This is a genomic window from Lujinxingia vulgaris, assembly GCF_007997005.1.
In the GTDB taxonomy this organism is placed as follows: domain Bacteria; phylum Myxococcota_A; class Bradymonadia; order Bradymonadales; family Bradymonadaceae; genus Lujinxingia.
The window spans coordinates 1-21,376 of the sequence record NZ_VOSL01000002.1; the positions used below are offsets into that span (position 1 = coordinate 1).

16 protein-coding genes are annotated in these 21,376 nt (G+C 65.9%); 7 read left to right on the top strand and 9 right to left on the bottom strand.

The features are described 5' to 3' along the window. Positions 1–188: 188 nt before the first annotated feature. The gene (locus FRC96_RS00125) at positions 189–1,376 is read right to left on the bottom strand and encodes a hypothetical protein (RefSeq protein ID WP_230469677.1); all 1,188 of its coding nucleotides are present in this window, start codon (positions 1,374–1,376) and stop codon (positions 189–191) included. Between FRC96_RS00125 and FRC96_RS00130 the strand changes: the two genes are divergently transcribed. From FRC96_RS00130 to FRC96_RS00140, 3 genes are read left to right on the top strand one after another with little or no spacing between them, the layout of a single operon-like run. Continuing rightward, on the top strand, positions 1,375–1,995 hold the full coding sequence (locus FRC96_RS00130) for a hypothetical protein (RefSeq protein WP_230469678.1): 621 nt from the start codon (positions 1,375–1,377) through the stop codon (positions 1,993–1,995). The genes FRC96_RS00125 and FRC96_RS00130 overlap by 2 nt on opposite strands. Continuing rightward, a complete protein-coding gene (locus FRC96_RS00135) occupies positions 1,992–2,678 on the top strand; it encodes a hypothetical protein (protein WP_146972018.1) in 687 nt (228 codons plus the stop codon). The genes FRC96_RS00130 and FRC96_RS00135 overlap by 4 nt, the downstream gene beginning before the upstream one ends. A gap of 22 nt (positions 2,679–2,700) precedes the next feature. Then, positions 2,701–4,902, top strand: a complete 2,202-nt coding sequence (locus tag FRC96_RS00140; RefSeq protein WP_146972019.1) for a hypothetical protein — start codon at positions 2,701–2,703, stop codon at positions 4,900–4,902. 22 nt (positions 4,903–4,924) lie between these two features. Here FRC96_RS00140 and prfA read toward each other — a convergent pair whose 3' ends face one another. The 3 genes from prfA to FRC96_RS00155 form a co-directional block, all read right to left on the bottom strand. Then, entirely contained in the window at positions 4,925–5,992 is a 1,068-nt protein-coding gene (gene prfA / locus FRC96_RS00145; RefSeq protein WP_146972020.1) for a peptide chain release factor 1, read from the bottom strand. A gap of 103 nt (positions 5,993–6,095) precedes the next feature. Continuing rightward, on the bottom strand, positions 6,096–7,343 hold the full coding sequence (rho, locus tag FRC96_RS00150) for a transcription termination factor Rho (RefSeq protein WP_146972021.1): 1,248 nt from the start codon (positions 7,341–7,343) through the stop codon (positions 6,096–6,098). A 406-nt stretch (positions 7,344–7,749) separates the two neighbouring features. Beyond that, complete coding sequence (locus FRC96_RS00155) at positions 7,750–8,274, bottom strand: hypothetical protein (RefSeq protein ID WP_146972022.1); 525 nt, start codon at positions 8,272–8,274, stop codon at positions 7,750–7,752. Positions 8,275–8,957: 683 nt separating this feature from the next. Between FRC96_RS00155 and FRC96_RS00160 the strand changes: the two genes are divergently transcribed. From FRC96_RS00160 to FRC96_RS00170, 3 genes are all read left to right on the top strand, one after another. Further along, positions 8,958–10,466 carry an Rne/Rng family ribonuclease gene (locus FRC96_RS00160; protein WP_146972023.1) on the top strand — a complete coding sequence of 503 codons (1,509 nt, stop codon included), beginning with the start codon at positions 8,958–8,960 and terminating at the stop codon, positions 10,464–10,466. Positions 10,467–10,814: 348 nt separating this feature from the next. Next, positions 10,815–12,293: a glycerol kinase GlpK gene (gene glpK / locus FRC96_RS00165; RefSeq protein WP_146972024.1), complete on the top strand. Its 1,479-nt coding sequence runs from the start codon at positions 10,815–10,817 to the stop codon at positions 12,291–12,293. A gap of 36 nt (positions 12,294–12,329) precedes the next feature. Continuing rightward, a complete protein-coding gene (locus tag FRC96_RS00170; RefSeq protein WP_146972025.1) occupies positions 12,330–14,504 on the top strand; it encodes a protein kinase domain-containing protein in 2,175 nt (724 codons plus the stop codon). Between the two features lie 21 nt (positions 14,505–14,525). On the opposite strand, the gene FRC96_RS00175 is transcribed toward FRC96_RS00170, so the two are convergent. The 3 genes from FRC96_RS00175 to FRC96_RS00185 form a co-directional block, all read right to left on the bottom strand. Further along, positions 14,526–15,434, bottom strand: coding sequence for a universal stress protein (locus tag FRC96_RS00175; RefSeq protein WP_146972026.1), 909 nt, complete (start codon positions 15,432–15,434; stop codon positions 14,526–14,528). 567 nt (positions 15,435–16,001) lie between these two features. Further along, positions 16,002–18,041: a hypothetical protein gene (locus FRC96_RS00180; protein ID WP_146972027.1), complete on the bottom strand. Its 2,040-nt coding sequence runs from the start codon at positions 18,039–18,041 to the stop codon at positions 16,002–16,004. A 107-nt stretch (positions 18,042–18,148) separates the two neighbouring features. After that, entirely contained in the window at positions 18,149–19,117 is a 969-nt protein-coding gene (locus tag FRC96_RS00185) for a M23 family metallopeptidase (protein ID WP_146972028.1), read from the bottom strand. A gap of 32 nt (positions 19,118–19,149) precedes the next feature. Here FRC96_RS00185 and FRC96_RS21595 point away from each other — a divergent pair, with 32 nt between their 5' ends. Next, positions 19,150–19,746, top strand: a complete 597-nt coding sequence (locus FRC96_RS21595; RefSeq protein WP_230469679.1) for a hypothetical protein — start codon at positions 19,150–19,152, stop codon at positions 19,744–19,746. A gap of 40 nt (positions 19,747–19,786) precedes the next feature. On the opposite strand, the gene FRC96_RS00195 is transcribed toward FRC96_RS21595, so the two are convergent. Continuing rightward, positions 19,787–20,491 carry a hypothetical protein gene (locus FRC96_RS00195; RefSeq protein WP_146972030.1) on the bottom strand — a complete coding sequence of 235 codons (705 nt, stop codon included), beginning with the start codon at positions 20,489–20,491 and terminating at the stop codon, positions 19,787–19,789. Between the two features lie 324 nt (positions 20,492–20,815). Continuing rightward, positions 20,816–21,250, bottom strand: a complete 435-nt coding sequence (locus tag FRC96_RS00200; protein WP_146972031.1) for a YciI family protein — start codon at positions 21,248–21,250, stop codon at positions 20,816–20,818. Positions 21,251–21,376 lie beyond the last annotated feature (126 nt).

A 21,376-nucleotide genomic window follows, 5' to 3' on the forward strand; every position in this document is an offset into this window, starting at 1 on the left:
GCGCTGGCCGGGGCCTGGCGCGAGAGGCCGGGCGTTGTGGAGCGCGTCGCGTCGCTGGGGGCGACGCGCGTGGCGCCGGCCGGCCAGATGCAGCAGGTGCCGCTGCGCTGGTGGCACGATGGCCAGCCCAACCTGTTGAGCTGGGTCCGGGTGGTGGAGTGCTCCGAGCTCTGAGCTCCTATGCCGATTCAGCGGCGCGGGTCGACCCCCTCGACGATCTCTTCGATGGTCAGGCTGCAGCCCCGCAGCTCGGCGTCGGGCGCGCGCCCCAGCAGCTCCAGCGAGCCGTCCGGGTGGAGGATGCCGCGGTCGGAGGTCTGCACGGCCATGACGCTGTCGAGGTTGGCGAGATCGACAAATCGGATCAGTCCCGTGGCGCCGGGCTCACTTAAGGGTTGGAGCGTGAGCGGGTCGACCACCGAGAGGTTGAGCCAGGGCGGGGCAAAGAGGCGGCCGGTGGGCTCAGGGCTTGCCAGGGCGTCGGTGTAGGTCTGGCTGGAGAGCTCGGTCATGCTGTATTCGCTGATACAGCGCCCCGCCGGGATGCCCAGGCGCTCTTCAAAGAGGCGGTAGAGGTCGGCCTTGTCGACGGTGCGCGAGCGCCCTTTAAAGCCGCCGGTCTCCATCAGGCGCGAGCCCTCGGGGAGTTGCCAGCAGGCGTCGGTGCGATCGAGGAGCTCCACAAACCCGAAAGCCGTGCCCAGCAGCATGGTGGGGGTGGCGTCAGCGCAGGCCTCATGGAGGGCGCGTTCCAGGGTTTTGGGGTCGAGGTGCCAGGCGCCCTCACGAAGCTCCACCACAAAGGAACTTCCAGCTGCGCCCCAGCGCTCCATGAGTTCGCCGAGCATAAACGAGAGGCTGCTGTCGGGAAGATCGGCCGGGGAGGGGGCCAGGATGATCAGGCGCAGCGCGGAGGTCTCGGGGTTGCAGAAGCGCACAAAGGTCGGGTGCATCGCGGCGCGGTAGAGCTCCAGGGTGGCGAAGTGGTGCTGGCCGCGCGCGCCCTGGGTGGTGCCGCTGGTGCGGAAGGTGCGCACGCGCTCCGGCCCGCTGAAAAGATCGAGGGCTTTGAAGGCGTCGGTGGGGACCGCCGGGATCTGCGCCAGGCGCAGATCGGCCGAGGGGCCCACGCCGCGGTTGCGGCAGAGGGTGCGGTAGGCGAGGTTGTGGGTGTACTGGTACTCGAAGAGTGGCCTGGCGAGCTCAAGGAGGTGCTCTTCGGGCCAGGTGAGCGGATCGTCGATCGGGTCCCAGGCGGCGATGGCGTCGTGAAGGGTCTGGAGGAGCTGGTCGCGAGAGGTCATAGCAGTCAGGCTGGTGGCGTAGGGAGACGTGAGAGCGGCGCGGCCGGTGCGGCGCGCCGCGGAGGGTAACATGGTGATTCGGGCAACAAAACTCAGGGTGGGCGAGGCGGCAGGAGACCGGGCTGGCGAGGTGAGCTTTGAGGTTGCTACCGGTGAGATGCGCCTGCTCGTGGGGGGGAGTAGTGAGGCTGTTGGCGTGGTGATGAAGAGGCTCATGGCGCAGCGGGCTGCGGCGAAAGGAGATCAGGGGGAGTCGGGCCAGCGCGATGCGGTGGGGTATGTGTCTGGCGAGGTGGGGGGACGTTATGAAGGGCTCTCCGTGGAGCGGATGCTGGGCTACGCCGCCGAGCTCGGCCTGCGCGAGGAGCCGGTGCAGGAGCGAGGGGAACGAGTTGAGGCAATGCTGACGACGCTGGGGTTGAGCGAGGTGCGCGCGCGGCGCCTTCGTGAGATCGACCCGCTGGCGCGCTGGAAGGTCGAGCTTGGCGAGTGTGCGCTCCTGGGCGCGCGCGACTGGGTGGTGGTGATCGAGGGGGATGAGGCCGCTCGTAAGGCGAAGCTCGAGGTGCTCAAGGCGGTCGGGCGAGGTGGGGCGGTGCTCGTGATCAGCAGCAGCGCTAAGGGGCTCGAAGGTTTCGATGTGGTAGGCGGTGAGGCCGAGGGAATCGATGCGGCCGGGGAGGTGGCGTGATGAGTCGGGATGGGTATGAGGCCGCTGTGCTTGCGGATCGACGGCTGGAGGCGTTGTTGGCCGGCGGGGCGCGCAGCTGGGCGTGGGTGGCTGCCGGGCCGCTGCTGGCGCTGGCTGTGATGGGGCTGACGCCGGGGGTGGAGGAGGCGTGGGGGGCGATGTCGGCGGTGGTCTATGGGACCGGGGCGTGGGTGGCCTGTGGGGAGGTGCGGTCGGAGTGGGGGCGCTGGGCCCGGGAGGGGGCGCTGGGCGTGGGCGCCAGCTCGCAGGTGATGGGGGCGTTGCGAGCCACGGGCATTCTGGGGGTGGTGTTTACGGCGGGCTTCGTGGCGGTGGCGGTGATGCGGGGGGCCTCGTCGCCGCCGGTGGGGTGGCTGGCGCTGGTGTTGCTGGCGCTGCTCTTCAGCGGGCTGGGGAGCGGACTTTTTGTGGCGACCGCGATGCGCGCACGTCCGGCGGCCTGGGCGGTGCTGCTCGGGGTGATCGGAGCGCAGCTTGCGGCGTTGGGGTGGACCGGTGCGAATTGGTGGGTGCCAGTTTCCAACGCGTATGCGAGTTTAGAGGCGTTCGGAGGCGATGCGGTCGATGTGTTTGCCGGGGCGAGCCGGCTCGCCGCGGTGGCGATGACGGGCGTGGTGGGTGTGGTGATGTCGATGTGGATGCTTGCCAGGAGGCGCTTTTGAACGGCGCGGTCGGGAGTTGATGATGGGTGTGGCAGAGCAGAGAGCGCGCGCGTGGATGCGGCGCTGTCTGGGGCTGGGGGCCCTGCTGATGGCGGTGGGGCTGGTGCCGGTGATGGGGTGCTGGCTGGGCAGTGAGGGGCTGCTTCCGGCGGCGCTCTCCGGGGTGATGCCGGAGTATCTGGCGTTGGAGAGCGCCGGGTGGAGTCAGTGTGTGGGCGGGCATCCGCTGGGGAGCGCGGCGCTGTATTTTTTCGGGGGGATGACCAGCCTGGGTGTCGGCGTGATCTTTCGCGACGTGGCGCGCCAGCGTGCCGAAGACGCCGAGGAGCTGGAGCGGCGCGTCGAGCACGTGGGGCGCGAGGTGCAGCGCACCCCGATGTTGCGCGCCGACATGCTCGCCGGCAGCGACGATGAGGTGCCCGAGGCCATTGAGGTTGGTGAAGAGCTCGACTTCGGTGAGCCCCCGGCCGAGGTCGTGTTCGCCGAGGAGGGCGCCGGCGAGTCGGTGATGGCGTTTGTGCATGGGGAGGTGGGCGAGAAGCGGCGCGCGAAGTATGAAGAGGAGGTTCGCCAGCAGGTGCGCGAGGAGGCGCAACGACTCGACTATTATGTGCCGCCGGGCATGGAGCTTGCTCCAGTGGTCTATGTCGATGTCGCGTTTGAAGGGGAGCCCGGGGAAGTCTCGGATGGAAGCCTGCGCAGGCCCTTTACCTCGCTGGCCGAGGGCGTGAGGCGGGCGTTCTCGGAGGTGCTCAAGCAGAAAAAGGCGGTGGTGGTGCGGGTGCGTCCCGGGGTCTATCAGGAGGCGCTGGAGGTGCCCGACCGGGTCGTCATCGTCAACGACTGCATGCCCGGGGTGGAGAGCGTCGATGAGCGTCTGGCGTGGTTGCGCGCCCAGGTGATGCCCGATCATGAGGAGCGGGTGACGATTCTTGCGCCGAGTGAGGAGCATTGCGCGCTCAAGGTGCGCGCCGGGCAGTCGCAGGGGGTGGTGGGCTGCTATCTGGTAGGGCGCGAGGGCGTGGCGCAGCGGGGCATGGAGGTGATGGGAAGTCGCGCGTTGGCGGTGATCAACTGCGCCTTTGAGGGGTTCTCGCTGGGGGCGGTCAAGGTGCAGGACGCCGGCGAGGAGCTGCCCGGTCGCGATGTGAGCTTTGTGGGCTGTGTGTGGAAGAGCAATGCGTCGGCCAAGCGTGGGGGCGGGCTGCGCATAAGGCGCAGCGTGGTGAGGGTGGTTGCGAGTATTTTTGATAGTAACCGAGCGGGGCGGGGCGGCGCGATCTGGGCCGAGGAACTCGCCAAGCCCCTGGTGATCGAGCGTTGCATGATGCAGCGCAACCGCGCGCTGGGGGCGATTGGCGGGCCCGAAGACAGCGAGACCACCCGGGGCTGGGGAGGTGCGTTGGGGCTCGATGGGGGCCTGGCCCGGGTGGTCGATACGGTCTTTGATGGCAATGACGCGCGGGGCGCCGGCGGGGCGATCGCGGTGATGGGCGGGCGACTTGTGATCCGGGCGACCGGAGAGCGGCGTTGCCTGATCTTTGAGAACCGCGCCGAGCTGGGCGGGGGGATTGTGGCGATCGGGCGTGACGGCAAGGCCGCGCTGGTGAAGGCGCACGACGTCGCGGTGCTCAACAACCTGGCCACCGAGCACGGCGGCGGGCTCGCCGCGGTGGGCCGCGCGGTGGTGCAGTTGGAAGGTGGCGAGGTCAGCCAGAATCGCGCTGGCAGTGGGCATGGCGGCGGCGTGCTGGTGCGTGGTGGCGGGCAGGCAAAATTTGAGTCGGTGGTCTTCAGCACCAACCAGGCCTCGGGCGGGGGAGGGGCCATCGCGGCGATCAACGCGAGCGTGAAGGTGATGCTCGGGTGCGGGATCTTTAAGAACCGCGCCGGCGAGAGCGGCGGCGGGATTCTGGCCGTCAGCGCCCCGGATCGGGAGCTGGCCGGGCGCATCGGAGAGCCGGGCTACGAGCTGCCCTTCCGGGTGGTGATTGAGGATGTGAAGATCGCCGAGAACATCGCCGGGGAGGCCGGCGGCGGGGTGTGCCTGGGCAACCGGGAGGCCCTGGCGAGCTTTCCGCTTACGCTGGACGTGCGTCGGCCGGAGGCGATGGTGGATAACCGCGCTGAGGTTGAGAAGAGCTCGCAGCTGCGGGTGGCCTGGGCCGGGCGCGTGGAGGCGGAAGACGGGAGCACCGGCCGCATCAAACGCCGCCTGGAGTAGGGCTGGCCTGGCTTTGGGCGCCTTACTCCAGGTTCTGCAGAGCTTCGGCCTGGTGGTGGGCGATCAGTGGATCGATGAGCTCATCGACGTTGCCGCTTAACACATCATCGAGGCGGTGGGTGGTAAAGCAGATGCGATGATCGGTGATGCGCGACTGCGGGAAGTTGTAGGTGCGGATGCGCTCAGAGCGGTCGCCGGAGCCGACCTGACCGCGGCGCTCCGCCTCGATCTCCTGGCGCTGCTCCTCGCGCTCGCGCTCCAGAAGTCGCGCCTGGAGCACGCGCAGCGCCTTGGCGCGGTTCTTATGCTGGCTCTTCTCGTCCTGGCAGATCACCACAAGGCCGGTGGGAAGGTGGGTGATGCGCACCGCGGAGTCGGTCGTGTTGACCGACTGCCCGCCGGGGCCGGAGGAGCGGTAGACGTCGATCTTGAGATCGTTGTCCTGGATGTTGATCTCCACATCGTCGGCTTCGGGAAGCACCGCCACGGTGACCGCCGAGGTGTGAATGCGGCCCTGGCTTTCGGTGTCGGGCACGCGCTGCACCCGGTGGGTGCCGGCCTCAAACTTGAGGCGGCTGTAGACGTTATCGCCCTCGATCAGGGCGATGACCTCGCGAAAGCCCCCGCGGTCGGTCTCGTTGGTGGAGACGATCTCGATCTTCCAGCCCATCCGCTCCGCATAGCGCGCGTACATCCGGAAGAGGTCGGCCGCAAAGAGCGCGGCCTCGTCGCCGCCGGTGCCGGCGCGGATCTCCAGGTAGGTGTTCTTATCGTCGAGAGGATCGCGGGGAAGGAGCAGGCGTTTGAGGGTCTGCGCCAGCGCGTCGAGCTCGGGGTTGAGTCGCTCCAGCTCGTCTTTGGCCATCTGTTTGATGGCGTCGTCATCATCTTCGGAGAGAAGCTCGCGGTTCTCGGCGATCTCCTCCTCCACGCTCTGGTAGCGCTGGTAGGTGGTGACGACTTCCTGGAGCAGCGCCTGCTCTTTGGCGATCTTTCTGAAGGTGTTGGGGTCGGAGGCGACCTCCGGGTCGGCCAGCTGGCTGTTGAGCTGGTGGTAGCGCGCCTCGACTTCTTTGAGTTTTTCGAACATGGGATTCGGCTCAGGCCCAACAAGCAGACAGGGGAAAGGTCAGCGCAATGAGAACGCCCCGGAGCAGCAAGGCTCCGGGGCGTTCTAAAGATGATGCCAGAGATCAGCCGCTCATCGACTGCAGGAAGTCGGCGTTGGAGTCGGTCTTGCCGAGCTTGTCGATGAGGAACTCCATCGAGTCGACGACGTTGAGCGGGTGGAGGAGCTGGCGCAGAATCCAGACGCGGTTGAGCTGGCTGTCTTCCATGAGCAGCTCTTCTTTACGCGTGCCGGAGCGGTTGATGTCCAGGCAGGGGAAGATGCGCTTCTCCATGAGCTTGCGATCGAGGTGCAGCTCGGAGTTACCGGTGCCCTTGAACTCTTCGAAGATCACCTCGTCCATGCGGCTGCCGGTGTCGATCAGCGCAGTGGCGATGATGGTGAGGCTTCCGCCCTCTTCGATGTTACGGGCCGCGCCGAAGAAGCGCTTGGGCTTGTGCAGGGCGTTGGAGTCGACACCCCCGGAGAGGATCTTGCCGGAGGGGGGCACCACCGTGTTGTAGGCGCGGGCCAGGCGAGTGATGGAGTCGAGGAGGATGACCACGTCGCGCTTGTGTTCGACCAGGCGCTTGGCCTTCTCGATGACCATCTCGGCGACCTGCACGTGGCGCTGGGCCGGCTCGTCGAAGGTCGAGGAGACGACTTCGCCGCGCACCGAGCGCTGCATGTCGGTGACCTCTTCGGGGCGCTCGTCGATGAGCAGCACGATGAGGACGACGTCGGGGTGGTTGTCGCCGATGGCGTTGGCGATGTCCTGCATCAGCACGGTCTTACCGGTGCGGGGCGGGGCGACGATCAGCGCGCGCTGGCCCTTACCGATGGGGGTGAGCAGGTCGATGATGCGCGTGGAGAACTCGTCTTTCTTGGTCTCCATCTTCAGGCGCTCTTCGGGGTAGAGCGGGGTGAGGTTGTCGAAGAGGATCTTCTCGCGGGCGTGCTCGGGATCCTGGAAGTTGACCTTCTCGACTTTGAGCAGAGCGAAGTAGCGCTCGCTCTCTTTGGGCGGGCGGATATGCCCGCTGACGGTGTCGCCGGTGCGCAGATTAAAGCGGCGGATCTGGCTTGGCGAGACGTAGATATCGTCGGGCCCGGGCAGGTAGTTGTAGTCTGGGGCGCGCAAGAATCCGAACCCGTCGGGCAGGATCTCCAGGACGCCTTCGCCCTGGATGGAGCCTTCTTTATCGGCCTGCTTCTGGAGGAGGGCGAAGATCAGCTCTTGCTTGCGCAGGTTGCCAGCATCGTCGATGCCGGCTTCTTTGGCCATCTGCGTAAGCTGGCCGATCTTTTTCTCCTTGAGCTCTTTCAAATTCATCGGGGGGTTCTCCTTGGGAGGGGAGTCTTAAAGACAGACAGGTCAGGATCAGAAAAGGGTAGGGAAACGCGAGGGGGCCGGGGCGCCTTTGAGGATCAGGGCATGCAGACCGCAGTGACGAGGTCGGGGGCCGTTGATGGGGGCGCGCGGGTCGGATCTGGGGTGGAAGAAGGGGAGTGAGGCGGTCGAGCGGGGGTTGCGCCGAAAAGCATTTGCGAGGGCGTTACGCCGAGGATGGCGGGCAGCCCAGCGCGAGGCGGCGCGGAGGATTGAAGCGTGTTGGATCGTCGACGAGCGCGACAGGCCGGTGCCAGCTTCGAGGTGTTCGTGGGAGGTGAACACCGTCGAGGGGCGAACTATTCGCGATGACGATAATTTCAATCTTTAGAGCGTTCGCTTCAACTTGTCAACCGTGCCGACCGCCCCAGAGCTTCGCTAGCATCGTCGCTGCGGACTCGCGGTAGCGCTGCCACAGCTTCCTCGCCGAGCGCCCCAGGACGACGCTGGCTGCGTCGTCAGGGATTCGCGGTAGCGCTGCTACAGCTTCATCCCTGCCTCCTTGCCAGACGTCGCCCTGGATACGCTCGGGTTTGGGGGCACGCGTAAGATAGGCGGTGGAGCGCTGGATGCGCTCGGGTTTGGGGGCACGCGTGAGATAGGCGGTGGAGCGCTGGATGCGGTCGGGTTTGGGGGCACGCGTGAGATAGGCGGTGGAGATGCGCTGGATGCGCTCGGGTTTGGGGGCACGCGTGAGACAGGCGGTGGAGCGCTGGATGCGCTCGGGTTTGGGGGCACGCGTGAGATAGGCGGTGGAGATGCGCTGGATGCGCTCGGGTTTGGGGGCACGCGTAAGACAGGCGGTGGAGCGCTGGATGCGGTCGGGTTTGGGGGCACGCGTTAGAGCGCTGGATGCGGTCGGGTTTGGGGGCACGCGTTAGATTAGGTGGAGATGCGCTGGATGCGGTCGTTGTTTTGTCGTTGAAAAAACAAGAAAAGGCGCGGGCACCCCGTGGGGAGCGGGGTGCCCGTCGCAAACCCGGGAGCGCTCTGGAGTGTTGGGGAACATTCGCCGCTCCGTCTCAGGTGGGGAGGAGTAATGCAGGGGGCGTGCCAGCGCGGATTTCGGGGGAAATCGGGCGTTGAGGGGAGGCGGGGCCTGTCCGGATGGTTAAGCGTTACTCCAGAGGTGGCAAAAAGGTTGGGCAAAAGGATCGTGGCTAGTCGGCGATCTGGGGCTGTGATATAGCTCGGGGTGAAGAGAAGAGCGCGCTGCGACGGGCCTTTTGGCGTCCCGGATGAGGTGATGTCGGGGGCTGTGGGTAGCGAGTTTGTCAAACATTTTCAAGATGTTATGGGCGCCTGCAAGGGTGCCGGTCCGCAGGGCGGTGACGTCGGTCGGGCTGGCGATTTTTTGAGGTGCCTGCGTGATATGTGACGATTTTGAGCGCGATTCAACCCGATAGAGACGAGCTTTTGTGTGTCGTGATCGACGCCCGGCTTCGGTGCGTCTTCTCGGCGGCGTTCGGCGACCTCTTACAGGTCGCGGGCGCTTTCGAGGAGGACGGCTTGCCGGTGAGATGATCGAAGGCACGCGGGGGTTCGCGATGAGGTGACATGTCCAATATTCTGGTGGTCAATTCGACCCGCTCCGAGACGCGCGTGGCGCTGATCGAGGACGGGCTCTTGAGCGAAATCTATATGGAGCGCCGCCGCGATCGCGGGGTGGCCGGCAACATCTATAAGGGGAAGGTGTTGCGCGTGCTGCCCGGGATGCAGGCGGCGTTTGTGGATGTGGCCCAGGAGAAGGCGGGCTTTCTGCATGTGAGCGACTTCTACAACTTCGAGAAGGATATCAACCTTCTGGAAGAAGACGGCGACCAGTGGCCGCCGCCCTCCCGCGGCAAGATCAGCCGCAAGATCAACATCTCCGACTGCATCAAAGAGGGGCAGGAGGTGCTGGTGCAGGTGGCCAAGGAGCCGATGGGCACCAAGGGCGCCCGGCTCACCGGGCATATCTCGCTGCCGGGGCGCTACGTGGTGTTCATGCCCACGGTCTCGCATGTGGGGATCAGCCGGCGCATCGAGTCGGAGAAAGAGCGCAAGCGGCTGCGCAAGCTCGTCGAGGAGAACCGCCCGCCGGGCACCGGCTTTATCGTGCGTACCGTCAGCGAGAACATCAGCGAGGATAAGCTGGTGCGCGACATGCAGCTGCTGGTCAAGCTGTGGACCGACATCCTGGATAAGGCCAATCAGGTCAAGGCGCCCTACCTGCTCAATGAGGAGCCGGACCTGTTGCTGCGCGCGGCCCGCGATCTTTTCACCACCGATGTGGGCAAGCTCATCGTCGATGATGAGGAGGCCTACAAGCGGGTCAGCGGGTTTACGAAGCATTATATGCCTTCGTTTGCCGAGAATATTGAGATGTACGGCGCCGATGAGCCCATTTTTGATGCCTACGGCATCGAGGTGGAGATCGACCGGGCGCTGGCGCGGGAGGTGCCGCTGCCGAGCGGGGGAAGCCTGGTGTTTGATAAGACCGAGGCGCTCACGGCGGTGGATGTGAACACCGGGAAGTTCGTGGGCAGCGGCTCGGACCTTGAGGAGACGATTTTGCGCACGAACCTGGAGGCGGCCGAGGAGGTCGTCTACCAGCTGCGGCTGCGCAACATCGGGGGCATCATCATCATCGACTTCATCGATATGGAGGATGCCCGCAACCGCGAGAAGGTCTACCGCACGCTGGAGGCTGCGCTCAAAAAAGATCGGGTGACGACCAACTCGCTGGCCATCTCGGAGTTCGGGCTGGTGGAGATGACGCGCAAGCGGGTGCGGGAGTCGCTGGTGCAGTACATGTGCGACCCCTGTGAGCGCTGCAAGGGCTTAGGGCATGTGAAGAGCGCCGAGACGGTGAGCGCGGAGATCGTGCGCGAGATCCGCCGCGAGGCGCGCGCCTTCGCCAACAAAGACGTCTATGTGGAGGCCAACTCCGAGGTCGTTTCGTACATGCTCAGCGCGGAGCGTAAGACGATCCAGGATCTGGAAAAAACCTTCGAGAAGAAGATCCACCTGCGGGGTCAGCGCGACAAGCACCCGGAGAACTTTGAGATCGCCGACGCCAAATAATACGCCGTGAGCTATCGTCGACGCCGTGTCTGCTGCGTTGAGAGCACCTCGGGCAGCGTTGCAAAGCCTCGACGATGCTAATGCATCGCCTGCGTTTCGCGCTTTGCCCGAGAAGCTCTCAATCTCGCAGCCATCGACGTCACCTTCTGCTCATGGCGTAGTAAGACGTCATCGCGTGATGTTATGCGCATGCTGTGATGTGTCGCCCCCCGGGTTCCATGAACTCGGGGGGCGTATTTTTATGTTCTGCAGCCAGCGCTTTTATAGTCAGTGGGTTTGCCAGCTGGTATGGTTGGCCACCTCAGAGCCTTTATTGGATCCTTTAAATAACCGCGACGCGGGGAGAGCATGACGAGTTATATCTGCGCCATCGATCAGGGTACGACGGGCACGACGGTCATTATTCTGGATGACGCGCTCCATGTGGTGGGGCGAGTCAATGAGGAGTTTGAGCAGATCTTTCCCAAACCCTCGTGGGTGGAGCACGATCCGGAGGCGATCTGGCGCTCGACCTGCAGCACGATCAAGGCGGCGGTGGCGCAGGCCGGGGTGCGGCCCGAGGAGATCGTGGCGGTGGGCATCACCAATCAGCGCGAGACGACGGTGGTCTGGGATGGCACTACTGGCGAGGCGATTCATAACGCGATCGTCTGGCAGGATCGTCGCACCCGAGGGCGGATTCAGCAGTTCGCCGACGATGGGCATGAGCCGATGGTGCGCGAGCGCACCGGGCTGATTCTCGATCCTTATTTCTCGGGCACGAAGATCGAGTGGATCCTCGATCAGGTGGGCGGGGCGCGGCGTCGCGCGGAGAAGGGAGAGCTTAAATTCGGGACGATCGATAGCTTTCTGCTCTGGCGGCTGACCGGCGGCAAGGTGCACGCCACCGACGTCTCCAACGCCTCGCGCACGCTTTTGATGAACCTGCACACCGGGGAGTGGGACGACGATTTGCTGGAGCTCTTTCGGGTGCCGCGGGCGATGCTGCCTGAGATTGTGGGCAACGCCGAGGTCTACGGGCATGTCGAGGGCATTGAGGGGCTGGCCGACGGGACGCCGATCTGCGGGATGGCCGGCGATCAGCAGTCGGCGCTCTTCGGGCAGGTCTGCTACCAGCCTGGCGAGGCCAAGTGCACCTATGGGACCGGGGCGTTTTTGTTGATGAACACGGGCGATAAGCCGGTGATGAGTCGGCATCGTCTGCTCTCGACGGCGGCCTGGAAGATCGACGGGAAGATGACCTACGCGCTGGAGGGGAGCGCGTTCATCGCCGGGGCGCTGGTGCAGTGGCTGCGCGATGGGCTGGGCTTTTTTGAGACGGCGGCCGAGATCGAGGAGCTGGCCGGCAAGGTGGAGTCGAGCGACGGCGTGGTGCTCATCCCGAGCCTGGCCGGGCTGGGCGCGCCGCACTGGAATCCGGGCGCGCGCGGGGTGATCTGGGGGCTGACCCGGGGGACGACCCGGGCGCATATCGCGCGGGCGGCGCTGGAGGCCATCGCGCTGCAGAACGTGGACTTGCTCAAGGCGATGGAGCAGGATCTGGGCGAAGAGCTCAAGGTGCTGCGCGTCGATGGTGGGGCGAGCGCGAACGGGTTGTTGATGCAGCTGCAGGCGGACTTTTTGAACCGGGAGATCGTGCGCCCGAAGATGACGGATACCACCGCCCTGGGGGCAGCGCTTCTGGCGGGGCTTGGTGCCGGAATTTTCAGTGATTTCAAAGAGATCCGCGAGACGTGGCAGGAGGATGCGCGCTTTAAGCCGGCGATGAGCCAGCAGCGGCGCAACATGCATCTGGAGTTGTGGGAAGAGGGATTGAAGCGGGTTTGATGGGTTGGGTGAGATGCCATCGCTGTCAGGAGTGAGATGAGTCGCCTGGAGGACATCGGCGTGGGGAAGCGGGATACGACGTTGCGGCACCAGCTGGTGCGCAACCTCGTCTTGCTCACCCTGCTGACGGCCGGGGCGGTGGCGCTGGTGTTTTTGATCGGGTCGTACCGGGCGGTCGAGGAGCTCTCGGAGCAGGCGATCGATCAGGCGGTGGAGCGGGCGGATGCCGAGCTCGACCGCTTTTTTGTGCCGGTCTCCACCCAGCTTAAGGTGCTGGCCGACTGGGGCGCCAGCGGAGAGTTGAGCCTCAATGAGGAGGATGTTGAGGCGATGAACGCGCGGCTGATGCCGGTGCTCAGCCGCCTCGATCAGGTGACGTCGGTGATCTATGCCGACGCCGAGGGGCGCGAATATCTGCTGCTGGAGCAGGGCGAGGGCTGGGTCAACCGGCTGGTCGACCGGGGGAGGCGCGGCGATGTGGTGCGCTGGGTGCGCCGCGACGCCGACGGCAAGGTGGTGGAGCGCTGGGAGGAGCAGAGCGACTACGAGACGCGCAAGCGCCCCTGGTACATCGGGGCGATGTCGGCCGGCGTGCGTCAGGTGCACTGGACTGAGCCTTATACCTTTTTTACGACGAAAGACCCGGGCATCACCGCGTCGACGCGCTTTGAGGCGCCCGATGGCGGCGCGCAGGTGGTGGCGCTGGATGTGTTGCTCAGCGATGTCTCGGCCTTCTCCACCGGCATCCGCCCCACCGAGCGCGGCTATGTGGCGGTGCTCGCCGGCGATGAGACGGTGATGGGCCTTCCGGCGCGGGGGCGTTACGAGGCTGAGGAGGCGATCCGGGCCGATGTGCTCAAGTCGATCTCGGAGCTGGGGTTGTGGGAGCTGCAGGAGGCGCTCACGCGCTGGCGCGAGGGTGGGAGCGGGCAGGGGCTTGTGGAGGTGCGGGCCTCCGGGGAGCGCTACTGGACGGGATTTCGGGCCGTGGCGCTGGGGCAGCGCGATCTGACGATCGCTACGGTGGTGCCGCGCGCGGACTTTACCGGGGTGATCGAGCGGCAGCGCAACGTGACGCTGGGGTTGACGCTGCTGGCGCTGGGGCTCGCGGTGCTGGTGGGGGTGCGGACCTCGCGCTCCTACAGGCGGCGCTTTGAGCAGGTGATCGACGCCGCCCAGCGCCTGGGGCAGTACACCCTGGAGACGAAGATCGGGGAGGGGGGCATGGGCACGGTGTATCGGGCGCGCCACGCGATGTTGCAGCGGCCCACGGCGGTGAAGTTGCTCAAGGGGGAACTCTACGACCGGGAGTCGGTGCGGCGTTTTGAGCGGGAGGTGCAGCTGACCTGCAAGCTGACGCACCCCAACACGATCACGATCTACGACTACGGTCGGACCACCGAGGGGGTCTTTTATTATGCGATGGAGCTGCTCGGCGGGGTGACGCTGCTGGAGCTGATCAACTTCTGCGGGCCGCTTGATGAGGGGCGCACGATCTATCTGTTGCGGCAGGTGTGCGGGGCGCTGGCTGAGGCACATGAGGCCGGGTTGATTCACCGGGATATCAAGCCGGGCAATATTGTGGTCGGCGATCGCGGGGGGCTGGGGGATTTTGTGAAAGTGCTGGATTTCGGGCTCGTGAAAGACATTCACGCCCCGCGCGAAGTGCAGCTGACCGGCCAGGACATCCTGCAGGGCTCGCCGGGCTTTATGGCGCCGGAGGTGATCCTGGGGCAGGGGGCTGATGATGTGCGCGTGGATATTTTTGCGCTGGGGGCGGTGGCCTACGTGTTGTTGACCGGTCAGCACCCCTATGAAGACAGCTCGGCGGTGAAGGTGATGCTCAAGCAGATCAACGAAGATCCGCCGCGCCCCTCGGAGGTGCTGGGGCGGGCGATCGACCAGGATCTTGAGGAGCTGGTGATGTTGTGTTTGAGCCGCAAGGCGGCGGAGCGTCCGGCGACGATGAAGGCACTTGGCGAGGCGCTGGAGGCGTGTGCGGCCAGCGAGCGCTGGGATGCGGCGCAGGCGAAGGCGTGGTGGGAGCGTCACGGGGCGAAGCTCGTGCCAGCGGCGGAGGCGGTGGACTCCAAGCCCGACGATGATGTCGGTGAGCTGGCGATGCAGGTGACCCTGGAGGTGAAGCCTCCCCGGGGCCTTGAGAAACGTGCGGGGCGCAGCGGGGCGGAGACGCCGCCGGAGCACGTCTAGCCGCGCTGGCTTGCGGGGTGATCAGCGGTCCAGGTGATCTTCGGGGGGCACGAGCATCAGGGAGGTGGGGTGTTTCCGGGCCATCGCGCTGGCGATGGAGCCCAGGGCGCGGTCCTGAAGGGCGGAGCGGCTCTTTTTGCCCAGGATTAGAAGATCGACGGGTTGGGTCTCGCAGTGGTGGGTGAGGGTGGCGACGGTGGGGCCGGCGTAGACGTGGGAGGCGAAGGTCAGCTCGGGGTAGAGGGTCTTGACCTGGACGCCGAGCTCGATGAGGCACTCCCGGGTGCGCTCGGTGAGCTGATCGAGGTCTTGAGGGGAGAGGTAATTGACCAGGCCCGTGTTGAGCGTGGGGGTGGGGGTGTCGTGGAGGATGTGCACCAGATCAAGCTGCGCGCCGGTCAGGTGCGCCAGGTGCGCGCCGCTGAATAGGGCGGCCTGAGAGCCGGGCAGAAAGTCGACGGCGACGCTCAGCCGTGGCGCGGCGCTTAAGGTGTCGTGGTCGGGCTGCACCAGCACGGTCTTGCAGGGGGCGCGATGGGCGAGCTTCATGGCGGTGGAGCCGAGGAGCGCGCGGCTGATGGCGCCGGCGCCGCTGGTGCCGAGCACGAGCCAGTCGACGTGGTGCTTCTGGCAGAAGTCGGTGATGACGGCGGCGGGATTGCCTTCTTCGAGGAGGATGTCGATGTCGTCGGTGGTGGGGCTTAAGGTGCGCAGCCAGTCGCGGACCTGGTGGGTCTGGCGAGCGTTGAAGTCGGGGTTCTCGGAGAGGGGCTCCCCGGAGCGCACCGAGTAGTGCTCCGGCGGCGCCACATAGAGGGCGCTCAGGGAGGCGGGGCGATCGGAGGTGAGGATGCGATCGCGTAGATCGAGGGCCCAGCGTGCGGCGCTTTCGGCTTCCAGGGAGAGGTCGGTGGCCAGGAGGATCTTCATCGGGGGCCTCGGCGTCGGGTGTTTCGATGAGGTTGCGCAGGCTTTTAGAAGGTGGGCACGGTCGATAATTACCCAAGGCGCGGGGGTTCGCGGTGTGGGGCGATTCGTGAGGGCGTTGGGGGGTGTGCGGTTTGTGGTTAGGTGGTTGTGGGGCGCCGTGGTTCGCGAGTGTGGGTCGATTTGTGGTCAGGTGGTTGTGGGGCGCGGGGGTTCGCGGTGTGGGGCGATTCGTGAGGGCGTTGGGGGGTGTGCGGGTTGTGGTTGGGTGGTTGAGGGGCGCCGAGCGCCCCAGGACGACGCTGACGGCGTCGCTGCGTCCTCGCGGTGGCGCTGCCACAGCGTCGTCCTTGCTCCTTGTCATCCGCCGCCCTGGATGCGCTCGGGTTGGGTGCCGAGCGCCCCAGGACGACGCTGACGGCGTCGCTGCGTCCTCGCGGTGGCGCTGCCACAGCGTCGTCCTTGCTCCTTGTCATCGCCGCCCTGGATGCGCTCGGGTTGGGAGGCGCATGAAAAAAAGGCCGGAGCGGGCTCCGGCCTTTTGTGATGCGGGTTTGCTGGTTGAAAAGATCAGTCGCGGGGGAAGACGCAGGGGGCGTTCTGGCAGACGTCGACGATGGTGCCGGTGCGGAAGAACTCGATCATTTGTTGCTGGTGTTCTTCCAGGCGGCGGGGGAGGCCGTGGGGGTCGCCGAGCTCGTCTTCGGGGGGCTGGGGGCCGATGGCGGGCCAGGGGTTTCCGAAGTCGTAGAGGACCACCCCGGAGCCCTCATGGGGGTAGGGGGTGGTGGGCACGGCGTAGGGCTGGCGGTCGACGTCGTAGTTGTCGAGGAGCGGGATGCCGATGTCGGTGCGGGCGACGATCTCGTTGGTGACCACGGCGACCTGGTAGTCGCCTTTGGCCGGGGCGAGCAGGGCGCGTTTGTCGCTCTCGAAGAAGGGGGCGTGGTTGATGTGGCGCATGTAGCTGATGGGGTCGATGGTGTCCCAGAGCAGCTGAATGGCGGCGATGGCCAGGCCCTGGTCGACGCGGTCGGGGTAGCCCAGGTTGAGGAAGGCGAAGTAGGTGCCAAAGTTGACGGAGCGCTCCATGAGCATGGCGTAGTTGATGCCGGGCACGCCCAGGTGGCCGCGCTCAATGTCGGGGGTCAACGCCAGGAAGGTGGCGCCGAAGATGCCGCCCTGGGAGATGCCCATGTAGTAGTGCTCGTCGGGGTTGACGGTGATGTCGTAGGGCTGGAGCTCGTCGATCTCGCTAAGACCCTCGCGCATCGCGCGGGTGAGCACGGCGTAGTTGACGATGCCCTGGTGCATGCGGTCGACGAGCTCTTCGAAGTAGGTGGCGTGCTGCAGCGCGAAGCCGGCCAGGGGAATGTCGTCGGAGGAGAAGCCGGAGAAGGAGGTCGCGAAGAAGATCAGGTTATTCTCGTTGGCGATTTTCGCCGTGTCGTTCGATCCGTAGGTGATCTCTTCGCCGCTGCCGAGCATGCCGTGACCGTAGGTGACAAGGCCGTGGGGGGTGCCGTCGAGGGCGGAGTGGGGGATGCGCAGCCAGTAGGTGGCCTCAAGCGTGCCGTCCTGAGTGATGTCGCCCTCGGGGGTGCGGTTAAGCAGAAAGCCTCGGGCCGGGGCGCGCTCAGAGCGGGTGACGAAGGAGGGCACGGTGAAAGTGCCGAGGATGTCGAGCGCGATGTGCGGGTGCTCCTCCGGGGTGTTTTCGACGAGGCGGTCGACGGTGAACTGGACGGGGGTCTCCTCGATGGCGCTCAGGGCGTCGGTGACCATGGCGCGCACGTCGCCGTGGAGGCTCTCGGAGCTGCCGGTGTGGAAGTCCCAGGCCAGGGTAAGCTCGTCGTGATCGACGCCTTCGTCTTCGAGGATCTCGAAGAGGCGGTCGAAGCGGGGCTGGCGCCAGGCGAGTTCGGGATCTTCGGCGGCCTCGCCAGATCGGTAGGCCTCAAAGGCCTCGGAGGGCTCAAAGGGCTGGCCGTCGGTGGTTTGCAGGTTGCGCATGGCCACGATGTAGTGGCTGTTGAGCTCTAAGATCACCGCCGGACGGATAAAGAGGACCTGCGTCTCGGGTGAGGTCGCCTTGGAGTCGAGCTCGGCCCAGAAGGGCACATGTTCGACGCCCTCGTCGGTGACGCGCAAAAGCAGGATCTGGCGATCGTCGTCTTCCAGGGAGCGCTCGATCGAGTCTTCGGCGGGCATCTGGGAGGTGTCGATGCCGGGGAAGAGCACGGTGATGGGGGTGCCCAGGCCGTAGCCGTCGAGGCGGCGGTAGGCCGCCGGATCGATATGACCGTCGCGGCTCTCGGGGAGGCTCTCGGCGCCGAAGTCCAGCGTGTAGCCGGTGGGGCGGCTCGCGTCTTCCTTAAGGTAGAGGTTGGAGGGCCAGGGCAGCGTGCAGTACGAGGGCATCAGCGCGTCGCAGTCGGTGGTGCGCGCGGTGGGGAGCGGGTCCGGGGTGGTGTCGCCGTCGGTGTCGGGGCCGGCGTCTTCGGAGGTGTCCGCAAGATCGGCGTCCGGGGTCTCGGTGTCGGCGGGCTCGGAGCAGGCCGCCAGCAGTGCGGTCAGCGCCAGAGGCCAGAGCAGGTGGGTGCGGTGCATAACGATTCCTTCGATCAGCAACGTTTCGACGCGCCGACGCACGCATCACCATCGAACACGCAGGCGTCGGAGGGCTTCAGGGGAGGGCCGGACCGTAGGCCCGGCGCTTAGATGTGTTCGCGGTGGATGATGCCGCGAAAGTCCTCGGCGCGAAAGGGCAGGTCGAGGCGCGGCTCGCGCGCGAAGGTTTTGGCGTAGATCATCGGCTTGAGCGGAAAGCGTGTCGGGAAGTAGTTGATGTGGAAGATGGTGGCCGCCGCGCGGAAGTCGGTGCCGCGCAACGCGCGCAGGTGGCGTCGAAGCGCGGGGTCGGTGCAGGCGTCGATGGCCGCGCTCAGGGCGTCCTCGTCCCATTCGGTGGGCTCGACCTCCTCGTCGGGCAGATCGCCCTGGTAGGGTTTGGGATCGTTGTAGACCCGCCAGATGGAGGCCTCGTCGGTGGTCTCGCGGGCGAAGGGATCGATGGGGAGGCCGTTGAGCCAGGTGTTAAAATGCACATGCGGCGCCGACCAGGGGAAGGCGGCGAGCATGTCGACGCCGGAGCCGCCGGCCAGGGCGATGGGCTGGGCGCGGGTGACCATCTGGCCCGGCGTGACCAGCGCGCGCCCGAGGTGGTTGCTGGTGGTGATGAGCCCGCGGCCGTGGTCGATCACAACCTTGAGCCCGCCGCGGTGGAACTCGTTGGAGACGCGCACGACGCGGCCCGGCGCCGGGGCCACCACGACGGTGCCCACGGGAATGGCGAAGTCGGTGCCGTTGTGGCTGTCGTAGGTGCGCTCCTTGCCGCGGTAGTCGGTGACCCGGGTGACTCGCACCGACCAGCCGTCTTCGACCGGAGTCGGGGTGTGGTTAAAGAGGTTGTAGATGGGAATGAGGCCGTCTTTGCGGGTGAGGCCCAGCCAGGTGGAGAGGCTCAGGCGCGGGTGTAAGATCTTCAGGCTGGTGGTGTCGAAGCGGCTGGGCGGGGTGTGGGGATCGCCGCGGAGCATGAGCATCGCCTCGCGCAGGCGTTGCGAGGGGTTGGTGAGGCCGAAGATTTCGGGGATGGAGAGTGGCGAGGTGTCGAGAGAGGGCAATTGGGGGCTCCGGTTCTTTTTTTGGGGGGGGCGTGCTCGGGCTTGATCTCGATCTCGATCTCGATCTCGATCTCGATCTCGGTCTCGATCTCGATCTCGATCTCGATCTCGATCTCGATCTCGGTCTCGATCTCGATCTCGATCTCGGGCTCGATCTCGGGCTCGATCTCGGTCTCGATCTCGATCTCGGTCTCGATCTCGATCTCGGTCTCGATCTCGATCTCGGTCTCGATCTCGATCTCGGTCTCGATCTCGATCTCGGTCTCGATCTCGATCTCGGTCTCGATCTCGTGCTGGTGCTCGTGCAGGTGCAGGTGCTCTCGGCGTTTATGATGGCGGTTGGGTTGAGGGCTCGTGAGGTCTCGGTGTTGGATGGGAGGAGCGGCTTGAGTGCTTTAGAGCGTTTTTTTCGGGATCGGAGGAGCGAGACGAGGGCTCGGGAGTCCTTTCTTTCGATCATGGAGGAGCGTTTTGAGTGCTTTCGAGCGTTTTTCTCGGGATGGGAGGAGCGGCTTGAGTGCTTTAGAGCGTTTTTTTCGGGATCGGAGGAGCGGCTTGAGGGCTCGGGAGCCTTCGGGCGCTTCATCGCGTCGAGAAAGAGGTGCTTCAGGGCATGTCTGCCATCCTAAATCTTGAACGGCCGTTCAGTCCAGGGGGCGCGGGGTCGGGTCAGGGCTGGGCCTGGCGTTCGTTTTTGCGGTGTTTGGCGTAGGCGAGTGCAACGCCGGCGGCGGAGAGGCCGAGGGTGGCGGCCAGGAGCAGCCAGAAGAGGGTGCCGGAGGAGGGCTCGCCATCGGAGAGGTCGCGCAGTTTGATGTCGAGGGTGCTCAGGCAGCGCTCGATGGGGGTGTTCCAGGCGTGAAACTCGGCGGCGCCGCCTTCGCCGGGGGGGAGGTTGGCGAAGGTGGGGTCCACGCAGGCGTCGAGCTCGGTGCGAAAGCGGGTGTGGGTGGCCTCGGTGATATCGCCTGTGGCCAGGGCCTGGTCGAGGAGCTCGTGGCGGCGCTGGAGGTAGTCTTCCAGGCGCGGCAGCGCGGCGCTTGCCTCGCGCAGAAAGTCGGCGCGGTGGCGCATCGCGGTCAAATCCGCGTCGCTGTGCAGCTCGCCGGTGGCGTCGCAGTCGGCCAGGGCGCGGGTGCGCCAGGCATCCAGGGTTTGCATGGACTGGCGGGTGGGGTGCTCGGCGTCGAGGCGCTCGGCCAGCGGCGAGAGGTCGGCGGGGGTGGGCATGGCGGCGACGGTCTGGCAGCGGGAGTTGGAGGCGGTCTGGGCGTGGGCTGGCTGAGGGACGTTGAGCAGGGTCAGCGCGGTGATGAAGGCGATGAGGGGGAGGAGGAGGGCGGTCTGGCGGGGAGCTTGGGGCAGGAGGGGCATCGTGTGCTCGGGTGCGGGGTCTGTGAGGCGCACAGATTGGCACGGAGGGTGGGGGGATGCCAGCCGGGGATGGGGGAGGGAGGTGACCCAGGGTCGTGTTTGGAGGTGACCCAGGGTCGAGTTTGGAGGTGACCGAGGGTCGTCTGATCGCGAGGCGACATGCTGTTTGGAGGTGACCGAGGGTCGTGTTTGGAGGTGACCCAGGGTCGTTGCGACGGGTGACCGAGGGTCGTTGCGAGCGATGACCCTGGGTTGCCGAAGCACAAGGTTTTGTGCGGGTGTGGGGCGACCCAGGGGCATCGCGACAGGGCGTGACTCGCAGATTCAGGAGGGCGGGTTCTGCTGGAGCTTTTCGCGCATCTTCGCCTCCTGCTCGCGCAGCTCCGGGGTGAACTCCTCGCCGAAGTCCTCATCTTCGAAGATGGGGCGAAGCTCCAGTTCGGCCTCTTCGCCAGGCATGGGGGAGGGGCACTTGCGGGCCCAGGCGATGGCGTCTTCCATGGAGTCGACCTGCCAGATCCAGAACCCGGCGATGAGCTCTCTGGTCTCGGCAAAGGGGCCGTCGGTGACGGAGGTGCCTCCCTCGGTAAAACGCACCCGCGCCCCTTTGCGGCTCGGGTGCAGGCCCTCGCCGGCGACCATGATGCCGGCGTCGACGAGCTGCTGGTTGTAGTTGCCCATAGCGGTGAGTTGCTCCTCGGTAGGCATGTGGCCGGCTTCGGAGTTGGGGGTGGCTTTGACAATGACCATGACGCGCATGTGTGCTCCGTGGCTCAGGGGTGGAAGAGGGCCCGAGTGGGGTCGGGCGAGTGGGTTGCCGGTATGTCGAAGAAGATGCGGTGGGATCGACAGGGAGGCCAGATTTTTCGATCAGGGAGGGTGACT

Excerpts from the sequence above, each read along its gene's own strand:
- FRC96_RS00130 (WP_230469678.1), top strand. The coding sequence starts at position 1,375 with ATGGTGATTCGGGCAACAAAACTCAGGGTGGGCGAGGCGGCAGGAGAC.
- FRC96_RS00125 (WP_230469677.1), bottom strand. The coding sequence starts at position 1,376 with ATGTTACCCTCCGCGGCGCGCCGCACCGGCCGCGCCGCTCTCACGTCT.
- FRC96_RS00140 (WP_146972019.1), top strand. The coding sequence starts at position 2,701 with ATGGGTGTGGCAGAGCAGAGAGCGCGCGCGTGGATGCGGCGCTGTCTG.
- prfA (WP_146972020.1), bottom strand. The coding sequence starts at position 5,992 with ATGTTCGAAAAACTCAAAGAAGTCGAGGCGCGCTACCACCAGCTCAAC.
- rho (WP_146972021.1), bottom strand. The coding sequence starts at position 7,343 with ATGAATTTGAAAGAGCTCAAGGAGAAAAAGATCGGCCAGCTTACGCAG.
- FRC96_RS00160 (WP_146972023.1), top strand. The coding sequence starts at position 8,958 with ATGTCCAATATTCTGGTGGTCAATTCGACCCGCTCCGAGACGCGCGTG.
- glpK (WP_146972024.1), top strand. The coding sequence starts at position 10,815 with ATGACGAGTTATATCTGCGCCATCGATCAGGGTACGACGGGCACGACG.
- FRC96_RS00170 (WP_146972025.1), top strand. The coding sequence starts at position 12,330 with ATGAGTCGCCTGGAGGACATCGGCGTGGGGAAGCGGGATACGACGTTG.
- FRC96_RS00175 (WP_146972026.1), bottom strand. The coding sequence starts at position 15,434 with ATGAAGATCCTCCTGGCCACCGACCTCTCCCTGGAAGCCGAAAGCGCC.
- FRC96_RS00180 (WP_146972027.1), bottom strand. The coding sequence starts at position 18,041 with ATGCACCGCACCCACCTGCTCTGGCCTCTGGCGCTGACCGCACTGCTG.
- FRC96_RS00195 (WP_146972030.1), bottom strand. The coding sequence starts at position 20,491 with ATGCCCCTCCTGCCCCAAGCTCCCCGCCAGACCGCCCTCCTCCTCCCC.
- FRC96_RS00200 (WP_146972031.1), bottom strand. The coding sequence starts at position 21,250 with ATGCGCGTCATGGTCATTGTCAAAGCCACCCCCAACTCCGAAGCCGGC.